We start from the raw sequence: 25519 nt of genomic DNA, 5'->3' as shown, positions 1-25519 counted from the left end.
GGCCCTTATTGGGACAATGATTGTTATAAAGTGGTTGGAGTAAATTTAAATGTCGATGTTGTTATATGTACTCATGGTGTTGCTTTGGGGGTTGTCTTGGATTGCGATAAAATGGCAGCAAGGGGATGTGGCCATTTTAGTGTCCATTTTCTATCGTTTTGCCTTAGCGGGGACAGTGCTTTTTATTGTGGGAAAATGCTTTAATAAATTGCAAGAGGTTAAATGCAAGCATCATAAATCTCTTTTATTACAAGGATTATGCTTATTTTGCTTTAATTTTATTGCGTTTTATTACGCCACTCAATATATTCCCAGTGGATTAACGGCGGTGATCATGGCAAGCGCCCCGATTTTTAATGCGCTGCAGGGTAAAATATTTTTTCAAACCCAGACCAATGGTTACTTTTGGTTAGGGATGCTGGTGGGGTTAACTGGCATAAGCTTATTGTTTGTTCATGATCTTAAAGCGGCCACATTGACCGAGGATATGCTAACAGGAATAGCATTATCCCTGTTAGGGACTTGGTGTTTTTCAATGGGAAATATGCTTAGCATACGCCATACTCGCGCGCAATTACAGCCTTACACGGCGACGACTTATGCCATGTTTTATGGCTGCGCAGCATTATTGTTGATGATATTGCTTCAAGGGCTTCCTTTTACGATTGATTTTTCTCCTTTGTATCTTGGAAGTTTATTTTATTTAGCGATCCCAGCTTCAGTGCTTGGCTTTACACTTTTTCTCGTGCTGGTTAATCGTATTGGTGCTCATAGTGCCGCTTATGTTTTAGTCTTGACACCCATTGTTGCACTGATAGTCTCTAGCCTCTTTGAAGGTTATCAATGGACAGGTTATTCCACTTTAGGTTTATTCTTGATTGTTATGGGGAACGTGATAGCCCAATGTAAAGCGGCATACTTGACTCGAATAAAGTATGGGTTGATGGATAAACAAGTTGAAAGGAGCCTTTGAATGAAGGCAGATTTTACTTTTTTGTATCAAGCTTTGCTTAATTAAACGACGTGAGTTCCCACTCACAAAGGGCTAAAAAGGGATCCAGCTTTAAAATCGATTTGTCGATGTGAGATATGTTAAGCTCTAGGTAACCTGCTTAGAGCAAGATAGAGCAAAATTATTTTAAATTGAATTTTTGATTATCTGCTTTTGCGCACTTGACTTTTGCGTACTTTACTTTGCAACGAGTAGCCTGAAAAAGTGACTTTCTGTGGGTAAGTTGTTGCTAATGATAGTAAGGCGTGTTCTGAAAGCATACTTCTTTGAAATGTGCCATGGGTTGTGGACTCCCACCAACTAAAAAAATGTTCCAGATCTGAAAAAGTGTAATCCAGTTTTATCCAGTCCATATGCTCAATGGTAAAGTGATTTTGTTGCAATAATGCTTCCCACTCAACATAGGATAAACAATGAAAACGGCTTAATAACCTTTGACCATGATCTTCGGTCAGTTTGGTGATGTTCGTAATGAAAGTTGGCAATTCCCCCACAAGCTCCATGACAAATCGTCCCTCTTCTTTTAAACAGCGATGGGCATTTTGCAGCAGCGCAAGTTTGTTGTCTATCCAATGGATCACATAGTTTGAGTAGATAAGATCAATGGAATCAGTTTTGATATCACAGAGTGTGTTGTCGCTGCCTAGAATAAAATTGATTGGTAACTTTGTATTGCAGTGATAATGCTTGACGATATCCAATCTGTTTGGATCGGGGTCAATCGCGATAACTTGTCCTTTTGGCGAGACACAATGAGCAAGCTTTTGAGTTAACTTGCCCGTGCCGCAGCCTAAATCGATGACGGTTTCACCTGTCTTTGGAGAAGCCAATGCCAGTAAGTGCTTGCCTCTGATATATTGCCATTCACTTTCATTGTTATATTGTAGAGCAGATTTTTTATCCATTTCATTGTCCTGTTAAGGTGTTATTTATACCTTACTTGATGGCCTAGCAATAAATATTTGATGATGTTTTAGTCTCAATGGTCTAATTATAGTGAGTTAAATATATGTTCGCGCATTAGCATTCCTGCTTAAGTATATTGATGAAGTAAAAAAGGGTCATGATTAATATGAGTGTGCATGATATGGCTCAGATCGAATGATGGAGTGGGTTTAAGTTTAAATGGGTGATGTGGCGATAAGAAAATAGTTAATAGATTAATGGCTTAAAAATAAATGAGTTAATTGATCAAAGCTAGTGCCATATTCGACTTTTGTTGTGAGTATTTTTAAGGTGATCGAAGCCCTCTAAAACGGTTATTTGATGTCAGATCAAGTCGAAACTAATACAGTTAACTCGAACATGTGTTTTATTTGTGCGATGAGGTCACTTTTTCGTATTATTTTGATTGATGGTTTTGGTGCTAAAAATCATCATTTAGCAGTATTAAAGCATTTTTTGAGCATCTTGCGGTGCTTAAGCCTTGTTTTTGGTGACTTAGCTTTCTGATTTATCATAAGTTAATTTGTGTGTAGTGGGGTTTCCTTAATACGGTTGACTTAATACTTATGGAGTAACTTTTATATAATTAAAAGCTTCTAAACCAACCCAATCTTTAACTGTAAGGTAAAGAGGATATTCAATTATTCTTATAATTCCTACTGATGAAAAAATTAATAACCCAAATAGTATGTTATCTAAGTGAAGGTTATAGCATCTTTTTGATGACAAATAAATGCCATAAATAATAAAAGATGTTCCACCTATAGAAGTAACAGATAAATGAAGCACTTCAATTAAAGTGAATCTAGCCTGATAATCTTTTTCATACATATCATATAAATTTATGCATGTTATTATGGAAGCAACTATTATAGATAGAACTACAAAATAACCATTTACTTTATGAATTTTTTATTTAATGGTTTTGCTTTATTTAAATTAGAGTATCCTAAGGTAACTTGAAATAACCAGAATAATAGTAATATAGAACTCGTTGCTGCATGTAAAATGTATATAGAATATTCAACAATGTCTGTATCAGTTGGTCCATGAATAATCCATTCTCCATTATAAAAATAACCGACCCACTCAACACCAAAAGTATAACACATTGAAAATAAATATAAAAAATGGTTTTGCTACATTTTTCTGTTTTGTATTTATTCCTGTTGCTTTTCTTTTCATTGTTTTCTTATTGGTAAAATATTACTGTATTTATATAGTATAGATAGCATTATTAATTATAGGGTATATTTATCTTATATTTACCATAATACCCGTTGTAGATATCTGCCATAACACCCATGAAAAATAGAACGCAACTGCTCTTTTTGGTGCTTGTGCCTGATGTTTTTTCGTTGCGTGTGTGCTCATCAGTAGTTCACTTTTCACTTATATTTAGTAGCAATACGAGCTAGCTATACGTGTGAGTCATGTGATCTTTCCATGTTTTTCCACGACTCCTCATGGTTGCCCATGATACTCAAACAAAGCTTAAATCGAAGCAACAGTGCTGTTGTTTTGCTGTCTATTTGATTAAATGATATTCATTCACAAAAACGTTACGTAATAGAGTTTTATGTGTGTTTTGTGTTGGGTGTTTGTTGTTTGTGGTTTTTATTTGTTGTGATAGAATTCGCGGCCAAAATAATAATGTGCAAGGGAATGTCATGAGGGAAAGCATTAAATATCCATTAATTTTAGCAGCTTTATTACTAGCTGGTTGTGGTGGAGGTTCTGATGATTCGAATAACACTACTATTACAGATAATGATCTTGACACTGAGATCACCAGCCCCAAGTACACGGTATCGACCACGACGACAGCAGGTGGACAAATTGCGCCAACCAGTCTTGATACTGATGGTAAAGTCCCCGCTGTTTTTACGATCACCCAAGATGATGGATTTGAAATAGAGCAAATATCAGGTTGTGGTGGCGTACTGAATGACAATACTTACACCATTGATACTGTATCAAATGATTGTGCAGTCAATGTCATTTTTACTGAGATGCTATATACCGTATCCACCGTTGCGAATGCGGGCGGGAGCATTTCACCCAGTACTTTGCATACCAAGGGAGATGAGCCTGCGGTCTTTACAATCACCCAGAATGATGGCTTTGAAATTGAACAAGTATCAGGTTGTGCTGGCGTACTGAGTGACAATACTTACACCATTGATACAATATCAAATGATTGTGAGGTGAATGTGGCTTTTGCTAAATTGTTTCCGAATGATGATGATGCACCTACAGTGATTGTCGAGTTTCCACTGAAAACATCTCGAGCGAGTGGAGACAGAATTACGATTACAGGTGTGGCAAATGATGTTGTTGGTGTAAAAGCCGTGAGAGTGAATGGTGTGGATGCCGAATTCATTGTTAGTGAAAATAGTGACAGTCAGCAGGTGAAATGGCAGGTTGATTATATGTCATCGGTTGATGAAACTGTGTTGATTGAAACTGAAGATATATACGGGAATATTAATATAAAAGCGGCTGAATTGACTATTATGAATGAATCTATTTCAGCCAATAGCCCATTTGTGATTGATAATATGTCTAGTCGTATGTTTATTCATGAAGGAGCGGGAGAGTTTTTTGAAGTTGATTTAGCAACAAAAGCTATTTATCGTTTTAAGGCTTCTGGAATTAGTTCATATAACATTCCAATTAGTTATCAAGAGAAAACGGATAGCATTTTATATGTTGACAATGAGGAATATGAGTTACGAGTGGTTGCTATTTCTCCAGTCACTGCTCGAAGTGAATTACTGATGAATTATACGCTAGCGGTTGATACTGACTTATGGTCTTATGGGTGGGTTCATAGAGTCGACTTTTCACAAGAGAAAGAAGCGCTCTTTATTTTATTCAAGTATCTACTAGATGATGGAACATCTGCTATCAAGAATATGATGTTAAAGCTCAATATGGATACTATGGAATTCGTTGTGGTGTTTGATGAGAAAACACTTAATAATCAATATGTCTATACTCATGATTTTGCTTACTCTTCCTATGGTTTTGTCGTACTTGATGATAATTGGCTCGGGAGTCGTTTATTGTTTATTGATTATGATGGCATCAATATGTGGCCTTTAGAGACTTATACTAGCTTAAATATGATGAATATTAATGTAGATGATAATAATAATGTGGTTGTTTTTGGTAGGGACAGTATTGAGAGGATTAATTTAGAAACAGGGATTATCTCTATAGTATCTAAAGATGAAGATGTAGGTGATTTAGCCATTCAACAAATAAACTATACTGATATTGATGTTGTCAATAACCAACTTTATTTAAGTGATCATGACTTGAATATATTAATGCAAGTAGACTTGAAGTCAGGTGATCGGTCTAAATTTATCAGTGATAATGTGGGAGGGGGGGACTTATTAGTATTCCCTTCTAATATTGCTATTGATGATAATAAAAATATTGCTTATACCTTAAATAAATATGATGACAACAGTGAGACTGTTAAATTAATGGAAATAGATTTGAACACAGGTTTAAGAGAAAATATTTATGAATTAGATGGAGTGTCCTATTGGGACTTATATGGAATGGTCTTTGACCAGGACTCACAAATTATCTATATAAATAACTATGAGAAAGTGATAGCGATTGATTTAAATAAGAAGACTCAATTCATATTAACCAGCCAGTTTAATGGTGGAGGTATTTTATTTAACAATTTAAGCAGTATAATGTTAGATAACGAAAATAATCGGTTATTAGCATTTGATAGTTCGATAGGAAACTTATTAGCCATTGATTTATCCACAGGTGAGAGAAGTTTAGTTACTTCATCTGCATTAGTTGAAAATTTAAAAGGTATTGATACGGCTAGTTTAGATCAAGAAAATCAAATTATTTATATGATCAGTGAAAATCGAAACCATGTTTTACAATTGGATTTAAAAACAAATCAAGTAGTAAAAATATTTGATTCATGTGAAGGGAGGGTTTTTGGTGATGATATTTTATATTCTCTCTCTTTTAATAAAGAGAATAATGCACTTTTGTTGAATAGTTCTCAATTTATGCAATATAACTTTGATACGAAAAAATGCAATTATATCAATATTGATGTAAGTGCCAATGCTATCGATGTTAATGCATTGGGGCAGTTTTTTTCTATTGTATTCAGTGGACTATACCAAGTGGATTTAGAAACTGGCAGTAAAGTAGGTGTTTCAATGAATTAAACGTTTAATTTTTCCGTCCTTAATTAAAAGATTAACCTATATGGTTGATCTTTTTTGTTTTCATTTCTATTTTCTCTAAATTTCATCCACTTTATCCGTGATAGTTATGCTATGGCTGCATTCTTTTTTTACCCATTGACTATTCTTGATGTTATCAATGGATAAATCTGAAAAGAAAAAGATGAATAAAAGGATACCTATGCTTGTGAAAACTCTTGTAATTATGGCAATGTCGGTAGTGATGTCGGTTGTTATATCGGCAGTTTTGTCTGCTTGTCATCATGATAAGAATGAGCAGACTTTAAATATCAGCCATATTACCCCTGAGTTTTTTACTGAGGGGGCGTTATTACAAGAAGCGACCTTAGTGACTTGCACGTTAAGCGATGGGACTGTGACCACTTGCTATGAACTGGTCGTGACAGGTGTGCCGAGCAATCATGATATGGGGCCTTATTGTCCTGATACCATTTATGATGATGGCAGTGACAGCGGCATATGGTTTGATGATAGTCATGAGAGCGTTTACCCATTGACGGGGGAGTTTATTAAAAACTTGGCGACATTTTATGATGATGATTTTTGGCAGCTCTATGATATTGATTCAGGCGAAGTGAATGTAACGCGAAGCGCTGAAAGTTGCCAAGCTGCCATAAAAGCCACAACGGATGAGTATTATAATTACTGTATTCAATGTGAAATGGAAGATACTTTTAATGCGTTAAATAGTGAAGGAGGAATTTCGGTGACCTTTTTAATTCCCACTAAACCTGTTGAGTTAAGCGGTTCAGAGTTTGATAGTGTTTATACTGGCAGTGAGTTTTTGGGGTTAGCACTCAATGGGGTCGCATTATCCATTCCGGCGCCCTTTGATAGAATATTATCCGCTTATACTATTGCTGCTTTCGATCCTTGTGCCGCCCATATCAACCCAAATGAAGGTTATCATTATCATGGTGTCACTGAGTGTATGGCGAAGGTTGAGCAAGTTGACGGACATGCATCATTGATTGGGTTTTTACTTGATGGGTATGGTCTTTATGATGAGTTTAACAGTCAAGGTGAAGCGGCCACTGATTTAGATGAATGTAACGGCCATACGGATGCACTCAGAGGTTACCATTACCACGCTCAGTCGACACAGAGTAATGAATTTATCGGTTGTTTTCATGGCGCACAAGGTACGGCTGAATATACTGGGCAGTAGGGAGTAATGAAGCTTTTTAGGACGATAAAGTATCGTCAGTTTTCTTTGTTATAGAAAGGTGTTAGTGGCTTTCTGTGTCATTTTATATTGATTTAGCGATATAAAAGATAAGCATGCCAACATTCAATAATGTTGGCATGCTTAAAGGGGAGTGAATTCTCTCCATGGGAGGGTTTTAGCCCGTTTTAGCGGATAGCTTTATTTCATTTGGGTAAATGAACATTTGTAACATTAATCACAAATGATTGGACGCTAGTGCCACTGCCAGCCAAATTGTCTTTGATCTCAAGCGTGACTTGATATTCCCCCGATTGAGTGTATTTGTGAATGACATTTTCACCTTGGGCTTGATGACCGTCGCCAAAATCCCACAGCCATTGAGTGATGTGACCGTCGTTATCCACACTGGTACTGTTGAAACGGGCAACCCCCGAAATAATCTGAGCGGAAAAATCGGCAATGGGTAGTTGGTTTGGGGGCGTGGCTGTCGATTGCACCATTAACCTGGCGTTGTCATAGGCTGACCAAGCGTGCAGCATTACCCAATAAATGCCCGCTTCTGCCGCGGGTAAATTACAAGTTTCATCATTACCTGCTTGATAAGGACGGCAGTCAAATTGACTAAAAGTGGGGGCCTCACCGGCTCTGACATAAAGATCGGCATCCCCTGTTCCGCCAGAGAGGATCACTTCGATGTCATTGGATGCATTCTCAAGTTGAAAAGTGTAATAGGTTTTATTGCCAGTTGGAGCGAAGACTTCTATGGGGGTATTGACCATGAGTGGAATGGGATCGGGCAAAGGAGTGGGCTCAGGCTCAAGACAAGGCACAACACCCACAGCTTCAAAGGCATGTTCAATATCGTTAACATTGTAGCCTAAGTCAACAGCCGCATTTTTAACACCGCAGGCGCCAGCCCAAAAATGACTGTCTGCAGTCCAATAAATCTGGTTTGCCAGTAGCATGACTTCAAAAGCTTTACGGGTATTCCAGTTGGGGCTGGTGGCCAAAGTATAGAAGGCTTTGTTAAAAATTCCTGAGCTGTAATGGACATTGATCCCATCGAAATAATCGTCAGGATGATCGATTGAGCGGCCATCGAGCGTGGGCTCATTCATATAACGTAATGCACCATCGCCTTTGAAAATATCGGCGCCGACTTGCCAGTCGTTACTGCCATGCATGTAATATTCAGCGGCTTCTCCTGCCATATCAGAGAATGCTTCATTCATGCCGCCAGATTGATTCACATAAATTAGGCCTGAATTTTGCTCGGTAACCCCATGGCTGACTTCGTGGGCAGAGACATCTAAACTCACAAGAGGATGAAAGCGCGTCATACCGTCGCCAAAGGTCATCGCGCTACCATCCCAGAATGCATTTTCAAATCCTTTGGAGTAATGCACTCGCATGGCTAGCTGAAAGCTGAGTGGTGCGGTATGATACCATTCGCTATACATGTTGTAGATCACATTGCCAAAAAAGTGTGCATCATTGAGTGGTGAAAATGCGCCATTGACGGATTTGATGGTATTGCGTGGACAAGTGTACTTAAATGCTTGGTTGCCATCAAAGCGATGATTTAAGTTGATGGTTTTGACATTGGGGGAGTCCATGATGCAAGTATCGTTATCGATTGTGACATCAAGAAAGTCAAAATCGGTGCCGTACTCATATTGACCTGTTTTAAGGTTACCGCCAGGCCCCGTTCCAACGGCAGCATAGTTTAGCCCTTCCCAACGTTTGAGTACTTCGCCATTATGGGCATCAATAATACTAAAAGGGCGTGTAGGATGCTCACCGTATTGAACATAAGAGGTGATATACACCAGTCTGACTTGGCTTGCCTCATCTAAATAAACCCATAGTTTGGCTTGCTCATTATGAAATGGAATAGTATTCGCATCACTGGTTTGAGACTCATTGTCTTTGGGGACACGTTTTGAGATGGTTAATGCTTGAGCCTCTGTCAATTTAGGAATAATAAAGCCGCGTGGTTTTTCTATATGAGTGAGTAAGTTACCATTAATATTTGAGTAGGCGCCCATGGCAGAGACATTGGCACTAATAGTGTGGCCAAAGATGGGAACGCCATAAAAAGATTGCTGTAGCCGTTGCTTTACCTGGAAGGATTTAAGCGTGACGGTTTTAACTGGAGTGAAACCACTGCCTTGTTCCAGTGATAATGTCTGCGTAAGATCATTCGTTGATAGTGTTCGATAATGCTTGGCGAGGTCAATAGTATTGGCAGCGAGAGTCGGTAAGCTGAAAAGGGTTGAAATAGCGAGTACAAGAGGTGGGAGCTTATTATTTTTCATTCTGTAATATATCCATTAAAGTGATGATAAAAAACGGACATCCATTTCAAATAAATGATTTAAAAATAAACGCTATAAACCATTACTACTATTATTTATTAGAAAAGCGTTAATTATCCTATGGTTCGAAATATGAATGGGCAATAGGATAAAAGAATGATTTTTATGGATAAATAAAGAGTGGCTAAGCTGTCACTGTGCTGGTGGCATTTATTAGAATGGAATTTAACTTGAATAGTTATTGCTTGATGTTATGCTAAACATCCCTTTTGTATTGAGGTTCTTACGTGCTATCAATTAGTCATTCTATTTACAAAGCATTTTTTGTGCTGCTACTGTGTTTGAGTTTTGTTGCTCAATCGCTGGCGGGCACTATGATGTTCTGTGACAGTATGGATATGGCTGAAATGAACATGCAAACGGATATGAAAATGGGGAGCTTAGCGCCCGTTTTGTTCACAAAAGGTTCGGCTCAACATCATAATGAGTCAGCGCTCAATGCATCTTGTATGGAGAGTTCCACGAATAAAATCAGTCAAGAAGATTCTTTTCCTGCACATCAGGCATGTGAACAATGCACTTGCACTTTATTGTCTTGTGCAAATCCGGTTGTGGTGCAGCAGTTGCATTCCCATAGACCGATATTGTTATTAGTCAGTCGACTCAGTTCTGCGACTCTGGCGATATCATCACCCATAAAGCCTACTCTATATCGCCCTCCTATCATTATCTAAAATAACGATAAATTCAGTTTAGTCATTGGTTAAATGAGATTAATTGTTTTTATATCTTAGGTCATACTTGCTATTGACACATGGGTGATGTCCTTTGTGTATTGCTTTGGTGTGAGTTCTTTCAAGTTTCTTGTTGGAATCGTCCTATCATTAATAACGAATGATTTCAGTCAAGACTGAATGACATACTTCATGACATGTCACGTTTTTATTTGTTCATCATTATAGTGCCTTTAATTGAGGGTATTTTGGACTTGTCATGAATTCAATATCATCATAATTGAAAGGAGAGCTGTCGAATGGGAAAGACAATCGATAAGCAAGCGTGTATAGCAATAAGTCAGTGGATGATATTAAGCGCCATATTTTTTTTGGGAATGAATATTAAAAGCCAAGCAAACGATGCGACTTATCTTGTTGATGGCATTAGTTTTGATGCGGCGATTCATTTGGCGCAGAAAAATGATCCTTGGATAACGGGTAATCTACATCAACAACAGGCAATAGTCTCAAAAAGCAAGTTTGCAGGCACTTTGCCTGATCCCACCATATCACTGAATATGGCTAACTTACCTGTAAACAGCTTTGATTTAGGGCAAGAGGCCATGACGCAATTGAAAATGGGAATTTCTCAGTCTTTTTCGCGAGGGGACACCTTAAGTTTAAAAGAGCGGCAATTAGCGATTCAAAGTGAAGCTTATCCTTTTCTACGAGAAGATAGGCGGGCAAAAGTAGCGGTTGCGGTAGGAAGTTTATGGCTTGATATTTATCAAATTGAGCAAAGTATCAGACTTATTCATGAAAATCATGCCTTATTTGAGCAATTGGTGGATATTACTCAAGCCAGTTATTCCTCTGCGATCGGAAGAACGGCTCAAAAAGACATTATTCGTGCGCAGTTGGAGTTAACCCGCTTGAATGAGCGAGTGGATACGTTAAAGCAGCAAGAGTATCGGTTGAAAGGACAGCTTGCTCAATGGTTGAGCGACTTATCAAATCCAGAAGAAGCTCGATTATTATCCAATCACGCGGTGCAAGGTAAGGGGCCGAATATTGAGATAGGCAATCGATTGCCCAATATTAAATTACATCATTCTGAATTATTTATTTCAGGGAAAACCGTCAGCTCTGAAACTTTAATGCCATTTTTAGCCTTACATCCTTCCATTATGGCCGTGGATAAAAAAATCAGTGCAACGAAAACCGGTATTGCCATTGCTAATCAAAAATATAAACCCCAGTGGGGAGTGAATGCTAGCTATGGTTATCGAGCGGACGATTCGGCAGGTGAGAGTCGATCCGATTTTATGTCTGTGGGCGTGAGTTTTGATTTACCGATTTTTACGGCTAATAGACAAGATCAAGAAGTGAAGGCGGCGGTATCTGATACTGAAGCGGCAAAAACAGACAAGATGTTATTACTGAAAGATTTATTGGGTATTTATATGAGTGATACTGGCCGTTTATATAGTGTCGATCAACGGCTCAATCTCTATACCGACAAATTGCTTCCACAAGTTAATGATGAAGCCGAGGCTTCACTCACTGCTTATACCAATGATGAGGGAGACTTTTCTGATGTGGTGCGCGCGCGGATTTCCGTACTCAATGCTGAAATCGATAAATTAACATTGGATGTAGAACAACAAAAAATCCGTTTAGGACTGAATTACTTATTTGCTGGTGAGCAGCAGCAAGCCAAATTTGAGCAAGTGAAACGTCAGGTAGCAAGCCAATCCATTGGCGTAAAAAGGGCACAATAACATGATAAATTTAAAATCTTTGCTGGTAGGTGTTGGCGTTGGTGTCGTGTCTGTGCTGGCTTATGAGCGATTGACTCAGGAGTTGCCATTCAATCAGGAAACAGCACCAACACAAGCACAAGTCCAGCCTCAGAAGAAAATTCTTTATTGGGTGGCGCCCATGGATGCCAATTATAAACGGGATAAACCAGGAAAGTCTCCTATGGGGATGGATTTAGTACCTGTCTATGATGATGCTGGCCAAGGGCCTGATGAGGGCCCCGGTACGATTAAAATATCACCTGATGTGGTGAATAATTTGGGGGTGAGAACGGCCATCGCAAAATACAGTGCGCTGCATTCAAAAATCGCGACCGTAGGGTATGTGACTTATGATGAAGACAAAATTATTCATATTCACCCTAGAGTTGAGGGTTGGATAGAGCAATTACATGTGAAGGCTGTGGGCGATCCCGTTAAAAAAGGTGAAGCGCTTTATGATCTTTACTCACCCGAGCTGGTGAATGCACAAGAAGAGTTTTTACTGGCCATTGAACGAAAAAATACTCGGCTCATTCAAGCCGCTCAAGCGCGATTATTAGCATTGCAATTGCCTAAGTCTGTGATTACTACATTGAAAAAAACCAGGAAAGTGCAGCAAACTATTAGTTTTTATTCACCTCAGGATGGTGTAGTTGAAAAGCTCAATATTCGTGAAGGTTTTTATGTTAAACCGGGCTCGACACTTATGTCCATTGGGAACTTGGCGGATGTGTGGGTTGAAGCTGAAGTATTTGAAAGTCAAGCAGCGCAGGTGAAAGTGGGTATGCCTGTGGTGATGACTTTGGATTATCTGCCTGGAAAAGTTTTTAAAGGCAAAATTAATTATGTGTATCCGAGCCTTGATGTTAAGAGCCGTACCATGAAAGTGAGATTGCAGTTTCATAATGATGACGGAGAGTTTAAACCTAATATGTTTGCTCATATCAACATTGATGTGAGTGCAGGCAATAAAGCGTTATTGATCCCAAAAGAAGCCCTTATTCGAACGGGTAGCCAAGATAGAGTCGTGTTGGCGTTAGGTGAAGGACGTTTTAAATCTGTTGAGGTGACAGTGGGGCGTTTTGATGAGAATAATGTTGAAATTTTAAAAGGGTTAACGGCAGGTGAGAAAGTGGTGAGTTCAGCGCAATTCTTGCTTGATTCTGAGTCCAGTAAAACATCAGATTTTAAACGTATGGATCATGACATGGGCAGCATGAACCATGACATGAGCAGCATGAACCATGACATGAGCAGCATGAAGCATGACATGAGCGGCATGAAGCATGATATGGGCAGCATGAAGCATGATATGGGCAGCATGCCCCATGATATGGGCAGCATGAAGCATGATTCGAGCAGCATGGCTCATGACATGAGCAATATGAGTCATGACATGAGCGGCATGAAGCATGACATGAGCGGCATGAAGCATGATATGGGCAGCATGAAGCATGATATGGGCAGCATGCCCCATGATATGGGCAGTATGAAGCATGATTCGAGCAGCATGGCTCATGACATGAGCAATATGAGTCATGACATGAGCGGCATGAAGCATGACATGAGCGGCATGAAGCATGATATGGGCAGCATGCCCCATGATATGGGCAGTATGAAAGAAATGAGTCATCACAAGCGTGGCACGAGTCAACACAATGTTGCCACGGCAACAGGTGTCATTAATGCTGTGAAGTTGTCAGACAATACACTCAATATCAGTCGAGGGCCCATTAAAAAATGGGGACGTCCAGCAGCAACATTGGATTTCAACGTTAGTGATCCTATTGACATTAAACAGTTTAAAAAGGGAATGCGCGTGAACTTTACTTTTGAAGTGAAAAAAGGCGAGTTTATTATTAACCGCATCAAAAGTGTTGATGAAACGCCATCAAATAAGGCTTCGGCTGTGTTAGAGGAACACTCAAACGCTAGCGCAACTGCTAAGTCGGCCATGTAGGAGGAAGATGAGTATGCTGACTTCTATTATTCGTTGGTCGGTACATAACCGATTTTTTATATTATTAGCCACTTTTATTCTCGTGGGAATTGGCTTATATGCGGTAAAAAATACGCCTGTTGATGCCATTCCTGATCTATCTGATGTGCAAGTTATCATTAAAACAGACTATCCCGGCCAAGCGCCACAAGTGGTTGAAGATCAGGTGACTTATCCGCTCACAAGTGCCATGTTATCTGTGCCTGGCGCGGTCACTGTACGGGGATACTCTTTTTTTGGCGCATCCTATGTTTATGTCATTTTTAACGAAAAAACGGATTTATATTGGGCTCGTTCCCGTGTGCTGGAATATTTAAGTCAAGTGACAGCTAGTTTACCGGCTAATGCAAAGTCAGAACTGGGCCCCGATGCTACCGGAGTGGGTTGGGTGTATTTGTATGCGTTAATTGATAAATCAGGGAAGTTAGATTTAAGCCAACTGCGCAGTTTGCAAGACTGGTTCTTAAAGTTTGAATTACAAACTGTACCTGGCGTGTCAGAAGTGGCGGCTTTGGGAGGCATGGTAAAGCAATACCAAGTGAAAGTGGATCCCGACAAATTGCGGGCTTTTGGTATTCCATTGTCACTCATTCAAACTGCGATACAAGAAGGTAATCAAGAAATTGGTGCTTCTGTGGTTGAGATGGCTGAAGCGGAATATATCGTGCAGGCCACGGGGTATATCAAGAGTATTCAAGATCTAGAGAATATTCCGCTGGGGACCAATGAAAATGGCACACCTTTGCTATTAAAAGATGTGGCGGAAATTGGTACTGGCCCGCAAATGCGCCGTGGTATCGCAGAGCTTAATGGAGAAGGGGAAGCCGTGGGGGGCATTGTGGTGATGCGTTTTGGCGAAAATGCTCAGCAAGTCATTAACGGTGTTAAGGAAAAACTGAACAAGCTTAAGAAAAGTTTGCCTGAAGGTGTTGAAATTGTGTCTGTTTATGACCGTTCAGCATTGATTGAGCGAGCCGTGGGGAATTTAAGCCATAAATTATTAGAAGAATTTGCGGTTGTCGCATTAGTGTGTATGGTGTTTTTGTTTCATATTCGTTCATCACTGGTGGCCATAGTGAGTTTGCCCGTGGGCATTTTAATGGCCTTTGTGGTGATGTATTTTCAGGGGCTCAATGCCAATATTATGTCTTTGGGGGGGATCGCTATTGCCATTGGTGCCATGATAGATGGAGCGATTGTGATGATAGAGAACATGCATAAACACATGGAACATACGCCATTGACCAAAGAAAATCGTTGGCAAGTAGTCATTGATTCTGCCACCGAAGTGGGGCCGGCGTTATTTTTCAGCTTACTTATTATTACAGTGAGTTTTATTCCTGTATTCACTTTAGAGGCACAAGAAGGGCGCATGTTTGCACCATTAGCCTTTACTAAAACCTATGTGATGGCCGCTTCTGCTGCATTGGCGATTACTCTGGTACCTGTCCTTATGGGGTATTTTATTCGAGGGAAAGTGTTACCTGAACATAAAAACCCCGTCAATCGACTGCTTACTTCACTGTATATGCCATCGTTGAAAACGGTACTCAGATTTCCGAAATTTACTTTGCTTGCTGCATTAATTCTCATTGGCATTGGGGTTTACCCATTGCATAAAATTGGCAGTGAGTTTATTCCACCACTGGATGAAGGGGACTTGATGTATATGCCAACGACCTATCCCGGCATTTCTATCGGGGAGGCGAGAGAGCTATTACAGCAAACGGATAAATTGATTAAAACCGTGCCCGAAGTGAAAACGGTATTTGGTAAGGTGGGGCGTGCAGAAACGGCCACCGATCCTGCGCCGCTCACTATGATTGAAACCTTTATTCAGCTTAAACCCCATGATCAGTGGCGTAAAGGCATGACCACAGAGAAGCTCAAAAAGGAACTGGATGCGCTAGTGAAGTATCCAGGCGTCACCAATGCTTGGGTGATGCCCATTAAAACCCGTATTGATATGTTAGCGACGGGTATCAAAACCCCTGTTGGTATTAAAATAGCGGGGCCAAAGCTGGATGTTATTCAAAATATTGGTCAACAAATAGAAGCGATTTTGAAGGATGTGCCCGGCACCGCATCGGTTTATGCGGAGCGTGTGGCGGGAGGGCGTTATGTCAAAGTGGATATTCAACGGGGCAAGGCCGCGCGTTATGGATTAAACATTGCCGATATTCAGCAAGTGGTGGCGACTGCGATTGGTGGCATGAATGTCACTCAAACCGTTGAAGGTTTAGAGCGGTATCCTGTGAGTTTGCGTTATCCACAAGATTATCGAGACTCTCCTGAGCAGTTGTCACTATTACCCATAGTGACCCCTAATGGCCAACGTATTTCATTAGGGGATGTGGCTAATGTGTTTATTGAAGATGGCCCTCCGGGTATAAAATCTGAAAATGCCCGTTTAAATGGTTGGGCCTTTATCGATATCGATGGCGTGGATGTGGGCACTTATGTTGAAAATGCTCAACAAGTACTACAAGAAAAGCTTAATTTACCAGTGGGCTATTCTATTACTTGGGCTGGGCAGTATGAATACATGCAAAGAGCAAAGGAAAAGCTGAGCTATGTCGTGCCACTCACCCTTGCCATTATTGTGGTGCTGTTATTTTTAAATTTTAGAAACTTTATTGAAGTGGCTATCATAATGGGCACTTTGCCATTGGCCATGGTGGGCAGTATTTGGCTGATGTACCTTGAAGGCTTTAATTTCTCGGTGGCTGTGGGGGTCGGCTTTATTGCCCTTGCGGGGGTGGCCGTTGAAATTGGTGTCATCATGCTAGTGTATTTAAATCAGGCATTTCAAGCGATGAAGGAGGAACACAGTCAAAAACAGTTGCCTATCACTAAAGCGGATCTTCTTAATGCGGTATTACATGGTGCGGGTCAACGGGTGCGACCTGTAATGATGACAGCCGCTGCCATTATTATCGGATTATTGCCTATTTTATATGGCACAGGGACGGGCTCTGAAGTCATGAGTCGCATTGCAGCCCCTATGGTGGGTGGCATGCTTAGCGCCGTGATATTAACCTTACTGGTATTACCCGTAGTGTTTTATTTATGGCGTTGGTCTGTTATTAAAAAAGAAGTTAAAAAAGCCATTAAAGAATAATGATTGTAGGGATAAGTCTAATACAAAGAGATTAGGCTTATCTTGTTAATAATACAATTTTACTAGTAAAAATTAACATTTGATCATATTTTGTTATTTTTATCTCTTTTATATTGTTACATTTATGATTGTTTTTTGTTATGTTACATTTCCTTATTGGATAAAAATTGGGTTTTAGGAAACTAATTAGATGGGAAGTAGATTTAAAAAATAGATAGTATAGAAACTTAAATTCATTAATATTTGGCTTCGCTAATTTAACTCTATTTTTATAAAGTAAAATAAATTATGCATATTTGAATCTAATAATTCAAATGGTATCCTTATGTTTCTATGCGGTTGCTTTTAAACTTCTTTTTGTTGTAAGTAAAGATTCTATCAATGGAATATCTGTGTTGTAATTAATATAATAACAAGGATGATAAATGTTTAATTTGGATTTAATTTCAAAATGTCGGTCAATATTAAGTATTCAACAATTAAGTCAATTTATTAATTTAATACAATCTGAATTTTCTCATGTTCAGTGTGCACTACTTATACCAAGAAATATAAAATTAAAAAATAGTGAGGTATGGTTAGGTAAAATAAGCAAAGAGGTGGCTGATTGGATTAAAACTGAAGAAGTTCGTATTCAGTTAGAAGGTGAGCACGCTTTTTTACCTCTTCATTATAAATTGTCAACTAGCTCTCTATGTAGAGGTTTTGTTTTAAACTCTAGTACACCAGCTTATCACTCACCATTATTTGTTGTTGAGTATTTAAATGGTGAGTTAAAAAAAAGTGATGTATTTAATTTTATGACATTGTGTCCTTATATTATTAATGCTTACCACCGAATAAAAATATCAAAAGGAGATTTACTTACTAAACGAGAGTTGGAATGCATGAACTGGATAGCTAAAGGGAAAACATCGTGGGAAGTAGCAAAAATCATAGGGCTAAGCGAAAGAACAATTAACTTTCATATTCAGCGTTGTATTGATAAGACTGAGAGTGTTAATCGTATTCAAGCAATATCTAAATGTACAATGTTAAATTTAATTAACCCTAATTAAAAAGATAAAACACCTATATATTGTTTCACAATCATGTTAATAATTGTGAAACAATAAGCAGTTTCATTAGAAGTTTGGACTATATATTGATTATGTGTATAGTTTGGTTTTTATCATAAAATTCTTCAAGTAATAAGATAGACTTTCCAGCAGTGATTATATTGAGCATTTTGAATTGCTCCCATGTGAAGTTAGATAACACTTTTTGACTATTTTCAATGGTTCCACCTGTTATCCAGACGTCTCCATCGACATAAAATAATAACCAAGGCTCTGTTAACTTAATCTGTGAAAATGCATTATCATTTTCATTAAGTGCCAATAAAGGGGATGCAGTTAAATTTAGTTCACTGGTCAATTCATCTTGACTAATGCTTTCACTGCCTAAATGTAAATTAATAAGGCTTGCTTGATCATTGGATAACTTTTTAGCGCTGACTAATATTTGTTGGTTAGCTGCAATAATATTAGCAGATGTTTCTTTTATAGGCTGCCAAGTCATTGTTTGCTCTTCAATGACAAAGGATAATATTTTATTATCTTCTATCATAAGCAATGTGTTTTTTAAATCTTCTTGTTGCCAAATGGCAAATTGAGTTTCTTCCGGTAATGTCTGAATAACTTGGCCAAAAGTGTGTCCATTCACCTCGACTGCAATTAAAATCCATTGTGACTGAGCATTTTTGGCTAACCAGACTGTGCCATTATCGATAGCAATAGCAGCATGTTCAGATGAGGTAATTGCTTCTTCATTTGCATACGTTGGTGATTTAATGACTTGAGAGACGAGTCTATCAAGCACTAAAGATTGATGGTTTTCTGTTAACCAAGAGAGAGTATGATCAGATAAATATAAAGATGAGGCGAGCTTTCTGGTGATAGGTTTTATTTTTATCCATTCAAGGTTATCGGTTAATTGATATAAACCATCGTCATTCAATCCATAAAGTGTATCATTGTTTTTTGCTAAGCTTGTTAAATTGGTACTCGATTTTTCTACCGCCTTAAATTGCCCATTTTCAAGTGTAATGAAATACAAATTATTATTTATTGTAAACCATTGCGTTTCTAAATGAGTATAAACTCTTGTCGCCACTTCATCTGATGAACTTCTGATATTAAGTGCTATTTTTTTACTGTTGGTGATCAGGTAGTGCTCTAATTCTGCTTTATAGCCTGTTGTTTCAGCTGCAATTAAATACTCTTCGCAATGTAAATCCCAAGTATTATCAATTTGTTTATTTTCTTGGAGTTCACACAGTAAGGGGCCTTCAACGGATATGATTTGAGGGGAGCTTAATGTTGCATTTTCTATTTGAATACTGTCATGTTGGATTTTATAAATTTGTTCTTGCAGCTTAATATTGACTCTGTAAGGTAGGGGGTCTTGGATCTCAATCCTAGTCATCTCGTTATCAATATCACCCTCACATTCAATCAATAATTCATAACTAAGTTTGGTCAGTTGGTTGGTTTGTGAATTACAATTATAATTATCTGGATAGATGATATTATCAGGAGGAGAGTAACTCGAGCTGCTATCTGTTAATGTTATATTAGCATTAGCCGAATAAGGTTTTCCTAACCAATCAAAGCTCACACTCTCATCATTTAACCCTATTAGTTTGACCGTTAACTCATAATGAGCTGAGGTATTTTCGTTATTATTTTGATTATTTTGATTCTCGTCGCTGCCAGAACATGCAACCATAAGTAGACTTAGCGCGGTTATTCCTGCTTTCCATGTAAATTTTTTCACATTCAACCTATAACTTTATAAATAATAATAAATTTAACAAATGTTAACTAATTTGTCACTTTTTGATTTCACAACTGTAATATATGACAGCTTGTATTGTAAATATTACATATATAATAATAGAATAAACACTACAACTTTAGTTATATAAAAAATTTAGATATATATAACAATTGCTTGTCTTGTTTTTTAAGGCTTATTCTATCTAATATTTGTAGAGGATGTCGAATTGCACTTTAAGTGAGGAACATCAGCTTAAATGTTAAAAAAATTAGAATGTGAGCCTTCTTAGACTATAGGATAAATAACACAATATATATTTTATTAGGGATAATAATGATATTTTTTATGAATAAATCAACTATTACAATGGCTGTTGCCGCTTCACTTTTTTCATCTATGAGCATATCGGCTCCATTGGATCCATCAGAAAAAGATATACAAGGTCTATTCTCTGTTGATACACAACAAGCATATACACTATATGCTGATTCTATTGATTCAAATCTAGTATGGTATGTACCTAAAGTCGGTCAGATAGCACTTTCCGGAGCCGATACTGAATCCCCTAAGCCTAGGTTTTCCGTATATGCTCGTGCTCCTTGGACCGGATTCTTTGCTGGGCAAGATCTTGTTCATTTTGGAGGAGCATTTAATACTTCTGGTGATAGGGGAACTTTATTAAGGCTTGAAAGTGAAGCACATGCAAAAGGGTTAAGGGTATCTCCAGCTCAAGCTTCAAAGGTCACAACTAAATTCATGTTAACAGATTTAGTGATAAATAATGATAGTCGAATCGATACTGAGTGTGAGTTTGAAGAATGGACTGGTCCAAATGGGACTGTTAATATTCCGATTTGTAAGGCACTAAATAATCAAGGTGAATGGGTTAATACTGATTTTCTATCAAAATTTAGAGCTGCAACACCACGAGGAAATAGTTCTGTTTCTACTTATATTCCTTTTCAGGCTACGAGTATGCCTCAATGGGATTTTGTCGTTCAAGAATGGATGGAAACAGGCTCTAACTGGGATGCAAATGTTCAAGCCGTTGTTGAATGGGATCTAACAACGGTTAAAAAGGTGCGTGTCGCTAGAATTAATATCGATTGGTCAAGAACATTTGAGCAGGCAAGTACATTTTTTGCTATTCATAATAATGCATGTTTAGAAGTGGAAGTTGGTACATTTTTCAAACGTTTGCTTGATAATCAAAATGGTGAATCAGGTATAACGGTTGAATATTTACAAGAAGATGGTACATATGCAAATGAACCTACTTCTGAAGAGCAGTTTATTCAAACGGTAGAAGCTGTTCGTAAAGAAATGCGTGACGAATTATTTAATGAAATGCGAGATTACGGACAATCACAGCTTGGTGATGTAGATAGAGAAGCTACAACCATGTACACCATGCGTGCTAATTATGAGAAGCTTATATTTAAACGTAATGAAACACGTTATGTTTCTTGGAATCCAGGAACTAGCATAACAAACGCATCAACAAATATGAATATTCAGTGTGTTACTGGTGGTTTTGGTTTAGCTGTAGAATGGGATATGGACGATCCTGCATGTAGAGACATTGCTGGTCAAGAATAACTTGAAATTATGTTTGAAACTTTATTTATAAAGTTTCAAACATAAATATTAAATAAAAATAAATTGAATATATGAGTTAAGATGAAAAATAAAATAAAATATACATTGTTATTGATAAGTACTATTTATAATGTAAGTACGCATGCTTTTACAATGAGTGATATTGATTTTGAAAATAGAATAGAAAATGATAGTTTTTTATTCGCACCTGTTTATGAAACAACATCTAATAAAGGTGCTTTTTGGTATAAAGATATTAAACAAAAAGTAATAGGCCCCTCTAATTCTAGTTGGGGAATTAAAAAAATCACTGTAAGAGCATTTCCAGAAAGTCATGTTGATAACAATTATTCTGATTTTATTCTGGATAATAATATTATTGATGTAAGAGAGAATATATTACCCGATGATGCTATATTATGTGAGGCTACAGAAGGTTTGGTAGAACAACTAAATCGACTTGAAATATACTACACTTTAAATCCAAACTTAGGTAATTATCCTAGTTTGTGTTCTTTGCAATTAAAATATCAAGCTAATAATGAAGAGAAAGAGAATGAAATAGTTGAATATATAAAAAATAACAATGTAATAAAAATAAATTATAGCATATCCTCTTCAGTAACACCGTCTGTTTTAATGAATGTTCCTGATTTGGTGTCGTTACTAGTTGAAGATGATGTAATTTCATTTGATGATAATGAAAAAATATATACTGGTGATGCATTTGAAATATTTTTTTATAGTTCTAAGTATCCTTCAGAATTTTATAGAGATGATTTAAATAATGGTGACGAATTACAGTTTATAGATTGGAAAAGATTTATTGATTTATATGATATTTCTACATCAGCTCAAATGTCTATTGATGAAGATGTTGCTAATGAAGTAATTGAAATTGTACCAAATGGTAATGGTGAAGAGATATTATCGGTAGTATTTTAAGATGATAAGGTACTTTTTAATTCTTACACTTCTTATTTCTTTTGGATGTATAGCAAATTCAAGTAATGAAATTAAGGAGTGTAATGGATGTCATACTAGTAATAGATTAAAACCTTATGAATATTTTCCTAATGGCTTTGGCAAGTGGGAAGATCAGCAGTGCTATGGCTGTCATCAAGAAATAACTGATATTGCTATTAAATTTAATTCTGGATTAAAAGATAAAAGGTATTTTGCTTTACCTGTGAGTGATCATAAATTAAAACTTATAGCGGGTAATCATCTTTCATATTTAGATGGTCCAATTTATCCAATTAAAAATATCCCAGGTAGATTATCTTTATTTTCTTTACAAAGGTTCTTAAAAAGGCCATTTGGTCAGTGCCATTATAATGGTTGTAATGCCCCCGTCATGATGGCTTATCCACTTATTGATAAAGAAAAGTTAACTGTTTATAATGATAAGGTAAGTAAAGAAAATATCTTTGAATTACAAGGAGGAGTATCAAAAGAAGAGAAAGAAAAAAATATTAATATTGGTCGTGAAATTTTTGAAAAAAAATGTGTGTCATGCCATAAATACAGCAGTATTAGTGGTTATGATAGTGTGGGATTAAGTTTGTTTTCTAAAAAATGGATCTATAGTTATGCCAATAACCTTCATGATATGGAACATATTAAGAGGGAAATGCCGGCTATTAAATTAAGTGAAGTTGAATCAGAACAATTAGTTAGATACTTTTTTAATCAACGTGAAGCAAGAGAAGTTGAGTTAGATAATTTATTACAAAGTATTCCTGATAAATTTAATAAAAATGATAATACCCCATTATCAAAATCAGAATCTTTTTATTTGTGGAATCGTTTGTGGAGAGATAATAACTGTGTTCATTGTCATGAAATAAAAGGTAGAGCAAATGATGCTTTTGATACTTCAGCTTCAGGGTTAACAGCTTGGCTGAAGGAAAATAACCCTTTTGATATATATTCTAGGCTAGTAACTAGAAGGTATGAAGCTCAGTTAGGGATTGGTGCTAGTAAACCTGGAATGCCAATGACTAAGGAGCCTGTTTCGGAGCAAGTCATTTCTTTGCTCAGTCGTTGGATAAAGAATGGTTGTCTCGATTTAAACGATAAGGCGCTTTGTTTGTTTCAAAGTGATTTGAAGGATTAGATTATCATGAAAAAAATCAGGAAGTGTATTTTATTTATTTTCATATTTTTATCAAATTGGGCAAATTCTACACCGATGTCACCAGAGGCTAATAATGTATCTAGCTTATTTAGTGTGGATTTACAAAATAAATTTCACCTTTTTTCTGACTCTTTAAATAATAATTTAGTATGGTATATACCTAAAGTTGGAGGTATAAAAAAAATAGATGATAGCCCTGCTTTTTCAGTATCAACAAATATAATAAATGAAGGGCCATTTGAAGGTGAAATATCAGTTGGATTTAATGGTATATTTAATGCTATGAATCAAACATCAAGTATTTCTAAATTATCATATGAAGCGTCAGCTAAAGGACTTTATATTAAACCAGCAGAAATTTATTCTGCTGAAACTCAAGTATTGCTATCTGGTTTTAAATTAGATAATAATGGCACGCTAGAATCAATATGTGACATTGAGGTTTGGTATACTCCTAGTGGAGAAATAAATATACCAGTATGTAAAGCGTTAGATGATACTGGTATTTGGCGAGCTATTGATTTTTTATCTTCTTTTTCTAGCACTCTTCCTATAAGTGGTAATATAGATCAAGATATTCCCTTCCATGGAAAGACACTACCAGGGTGGGAAGACTCTATATCGGAATTATTGAATACAGGTTCAAGCTGGGATGCTGAAATTCAATTGTTAACCGATTGGACATTGAAAAGTAATACTAATATTAAAGATGCAGATGTTTATATTGATTGGCGAAAGTTAATAGAACATATGATTTATTTAATTCGTAATAATCTTAGTTGGTCTGTTACTTTAGGTGATTTGGATCGATTTCTTCGACATGCAATAAAAGAAAAAAAAGGTGTCTCGATATATTATTACCATGAAAATGGTCGTATTATTCCATACCCTAGTAAACTAATCCAAGAAGAGCGGGTGATAGATGGTTTGATACATAGGTTAAGGAAAAGCCTGTTTGTTCCTGTATATGGATCGCGAATTAATATTCCTCATTTAGTAGTATCATCTGATCCGATAAATCCCAAAATACCGTATATAAGGCCAACTTTTGAAGAAATTGCCAATAAATGGCAAGAAAGTGCTGAGATTGTATATTCAAGAATAAGTCAAGTTAGGTCTAAACTCGACTTGTCCAAAACATCAGATTTTATTTTGTTATCTAATTGTGAATATGAAAGGTTAAATTCTCCTAGTTATTATTCGTGTCCTGTACCTTTACCTGAACCATGTGGTAATAAATGTAATACTCCAATTTTACCAGTAGTAGAGCCAAGATATATGTTAAAATCGAATTATTGGAGGCTATTATCTTTTCCACATTCAAATTTTACTATTTACTTTAGAGGTGTTGAATTACTCAATGCTTCAACATATATGACAATTAACTGTATCGAAGGTGATATTGATGTACCATTAAGGTACGTAGATGTATGTGATTAATCGTTTATTCTAAATAAGTAATATAGCAATAACCCCAAATTTCTAGCTGTAAAGGTAGTTTTTATGTAAGTTAAATTGATCTGTTTTTATTGGATAATCATGATAACTGACTGATTTAAATTTATCTATATGATTTTTAATTAAATAAACGGTAAACCCCCAGCTCTGCGGAGGTGACTC

Annotated in this window: 16 protein-coding genes; 12 read left to right on the top strand and 4 right to left on the bottom strand. The window is 37.1% G+C overall.

The genetic code is table 11. From position 1 onward, the window contains the following. Positions 1-49: 49 nt before the first annotated feature. A complete protein-coding gene (locus Q0791_RS07520) occupies positions 50-973 on the top strand; it encodes a DMT family transporter (protein ID WP_299004351.1) in 924 nt (307 codons plus the stop codon). Between the two features lie 182 nt (positions 974-1155). On the opposite strand, the gene Q0791_RS07515 is transcribed toward Q0791_RS07520, so the two are convergent. Both Q0791_RS07515 and Q0791_RS07510 read right to left on the bottom strand, forming a co-directional pair. Then, on the bottom strand, positions 1156-1917 hold the full coding sequence (locus tag Q0791_RS07515) for a class I SAM-dependent methyltransferase (RefSeq protein WP_299004349.1): 762 nt from the start codon (positions 1915-1917) through the stop codon (positions 1156-1158). Between the two features lie 604 nt (positions 1918-2521). Further along, a complete protein-coding gene (locus Q0791_RS07510) occupies positions 2522-2788 on the bottom strand; it encodes a hypothetical protein (RefSeq protein WP_299004347.1) in 267 nt (88 codons plus the stop codon). An 839-nt stretch (positions 2789-3627) separates the two neighbouring features. Between Q0791_RS07510 and Q0791_RS07505 the strand changes: the two genes are divergently transcribed. Next, positions 3628-6177 (top strand): hypothetical protein, encoded by a 2550-nt coding sequence (locus Q0791_RS07505; RefSeq protein ID WP_299004345.1) that lies wholly within the window; start codon positions 3628-3630, stop codon positions 6175-6177. A gap of 205 nt (positions 6178-6382) precedes the next feature. After that, the gene (locus Q0791_RS07500; RefSeq protein WP_299004343.1) at positions 6383-7384 is read left to right on the top strand and encodes a YHYH protein; all 1002 of its coding nucleotides are present in this window, start codon (positions 6383-6385) and stop codon (positions 7382-7384) included. 203 nt (positions 7385-7587) lie between these two features. Here Q0791_RS07500 and Q0791_RS07495 read toward each other — a convergent pair whose 3' ends face one another. Beyond that, entirely contained in the window at positions 7588-9702 is a 2115-nt protein-coding gene (locus Q0791_RS07495; RefSeq protein ID WP_299004341.1) for a M4 family metallopeptidase, read from the bottom strand. A 287-nt stretch (positions 9703-9989) separates the two neighbouring features. On the opposite strand from Q0791_RS07495, the gene Q0791_RS07490 reads away from it, so the two are divergent. The 5 genes from Q0791_RS07490 (at position 9990) to Q0791_RS07470 (ending at position 18398) form a co-directional block, all read left to right on the top strand. Next, positions 9990-10436: a hypothetical protein gene (locus Q0791_RS07490; RefSeq protein WP_299004339.1), complete on the top strand. Its 447-nt coding sequence runs from the start codon at positions 9990-9992 to the stop codon at positions 10434-10436. A gap of 299 nt (positions 10437-10735) precedes the next feature. Next, the gene (locus tag Q0791_RS07485; protein ID WP_299004338.1) at positions 10736-12199 is read left to right on the top strand and encodes a TolC family protein; all 1464 of its coding nucleotides are present in this window, start codon (positions 10736-10738) and stop codon (positions 12197-12199) included. 1 nt (position 12200) lies between these two features. Continuing rightward, the gene (locus Q0791_RS07480) at positions 12201-14180 is read left to right on the top strand and encodes an efflux RND transporter periplasmic adaptor subunit (RefSeq protein ID WP_299004336.1); all 1980 of its coding nucleotides are present in this window, start codon (positions 12201-12203) and stop codon (positions 14178-14180) included. A gap of 13 nt (positions 14181-14193) precedes the next feature. Further along, complete coding sequence (locus Q0791_RS07475; protein ID WP_299004383.1) at positions 14194-17340, top strand: efflux RND transporter permease subunit; 3147 nt, start codon at positions 14194-14196, stop codon at positions 17338-17340. Positions 17341-17765: 425 nt separating this feature from the next. Then, entirely contained in the window at positions 17766-18398 is a 633-nt protein-coding gene (locus Q0791_RS07470; RefSeq protein ID WP_299004334.1) for a helix-turn-helix transcriptional regulator, read from the top strand. 79 nt (positions 18399-18477) lie between these two features. Here the strand turns inward: Q0791_RS07470 and Q0791_RS07465 are convergent, their stop codons facing one another. Next, positions 18478-20157, bottom strand: a complete 1680-nt coding sequence (locus Q0791_RS07465) for a hypothetical protein (RefSeq protein ID WP_299004333.1) — start codon at positions 20155-20157, stop codon at positions 18478-18480. A gap of 336 nt (positions 20158-20493) precedes the next feature. On the opposite strand from Q0791_RS07465, the gene Q0791_RS07460 reads away from it, so the two are divergent. The 4 genes from Q0791_RS07460 to Q0791_RS07445 all read left to right on the top strand — a co-directional run bounded on the left by Q0791_RS07460 (position 20494) and on the right by Q0791_RS07445 (position 25339). Continuing rightward, a complete protein-coding gene (locus tag Q0791_RS07460) occupies positions 20494-21759 on the top strand; it encodes a hypothetical protein (protein ID WP_299004331.1) in 1266 nt (421 codons plus the stop codon). 81 nt (positions 21760-21840) lie between these two features. Further along, positions 21841-22704 (top strand): hypothetical protein, encoded by an 864-nt coding sequence (locus Q0791_RS07455; protein ID WP_299004330.1) that lies wholly within the window; start codon positions 21841-21843, stop codon positions 22702-22704. Between the two features lies 1 nt (position 22705). Continuing rightward, the gene (locus Q0791_RS07450) at positions 22706-23878 is read left to right on the top strand and encodes a cytochrome c (protein ID WP_299004329.1); all 1173 of its coding nucleotides are present in this window, start codon (positions 22706-22708) and stop codon (positions 23876-23878) included. 6 nt (positions 23879-23884) lie between these two features. After that, positions 23885-25339 (top strand): hypothetical protein, encoded by a 1455-nt coding sequence (locus Q0791_RS07445; RefSeq protein ID WP_299004327.1) that lies wholly within the window; start codon positions 23885-23887, stop codon positions 25337-25339. Positions 25340-25519: the final 180 nt, after the last annotated feature.

The organism is uncultured Shewanella sp. (assembly GCF_947495455.1).
In the GTDB taxonomy this organism is placed as follows: Bacteria; Pseudomonadota; Gammaproteobacteria; order Enterobacterales; family Shewanellaceae; genus Shewanella.
This window is presented reverse-complemented; position numbering and strand designations above follow the sequence as displayed.

Coding starts and splice junctions, on each gene's coding strand:
- Q0791_RS07480 (WP_299004336.1), top strand. CDS start 12,201: ATGATAAATTTAAAATCTTTGCTGGTAGGTGTTGGCGTTGGTGTCGTG.
- Q0791_RS07520 (WP_299004351.1), top strand. CDS start 50: ATGTCGATGTTGTTATATGTACTCATGGTGTTGCTTTGGGGGTTGTCT.
- Q0791_RS07455 (WP_299004330.1), top strand. CDS start 21,841: ATGAAAAATAAAATAAAATATACATTGTTATTGATAAGTACTATTTAT.
- Q0791_RS07470 (WP_299004334.1), top strand. CDS start 17,766: ATGTTTAATTTGGATTTAATTTCAAAATGTCGGTCAATATTAAGTATT.
- Q0791_RS07445 (WP_299004327.1), top strand. CDS start 23,885: ATGAAAAAAATCAGGAAGTGTATTTTATTTATTTTCATATTTTTATCA.
- Q0791_RS07515 (WP_299004349.1), bottom strand. CDS start 1,917: ATGGATAAAAAATCTGCTCTACAATATAACAATGAAAGTGAATGGCAA.
- Q0791_RS07450 (WP_299004329.1), top strand. CDS start 22,706: ATGATAAGGTACTTTTTAATTCTTACACTTCTTATTTCTTTTGGATGT.
- Q0791_RS07510 (WP_299004347.1), bottom strand. CDS start 2,788: ATGTATGAAAAAGATTATCAGGCTAGATTCACTTTAATTGAAGTGCTT.
- Q0791_RS07485 (WP_299004338.1), top strand. CDS start 10,736: ATGGGAAAGACAATCGATAAGCAAGCGTGTATAGCAATAAGTCAGTGG.
- Q0791_RS07495 (WP_299004341.1), bottom strand. CDS start 9,702: ATGAAAAATAATAAGCTCCCACCTCTTGTACTCGCTATTTCAACCCTT.
- Q0791_RS07460 (WP_299004331.1), top strand. CDS start 20,494: ATGATATTTTTTATGAATAAATCAACTATTACAATGGCTGTTGCCGCT.
- Q0791_RS07475 (WP_299004383.1), top strand. CDS start 14,194: ATGCTGACTTCTATTATTCGTTGGTCGGTACATAACCGATTTTTTATA.
- Q0791_RS07505 (WP_299004345.1), top strand. CDS start 3,628: ATGAGGGAAAGCATTAAATATCCATTAATTTTAGCAGCTTTATTACTA.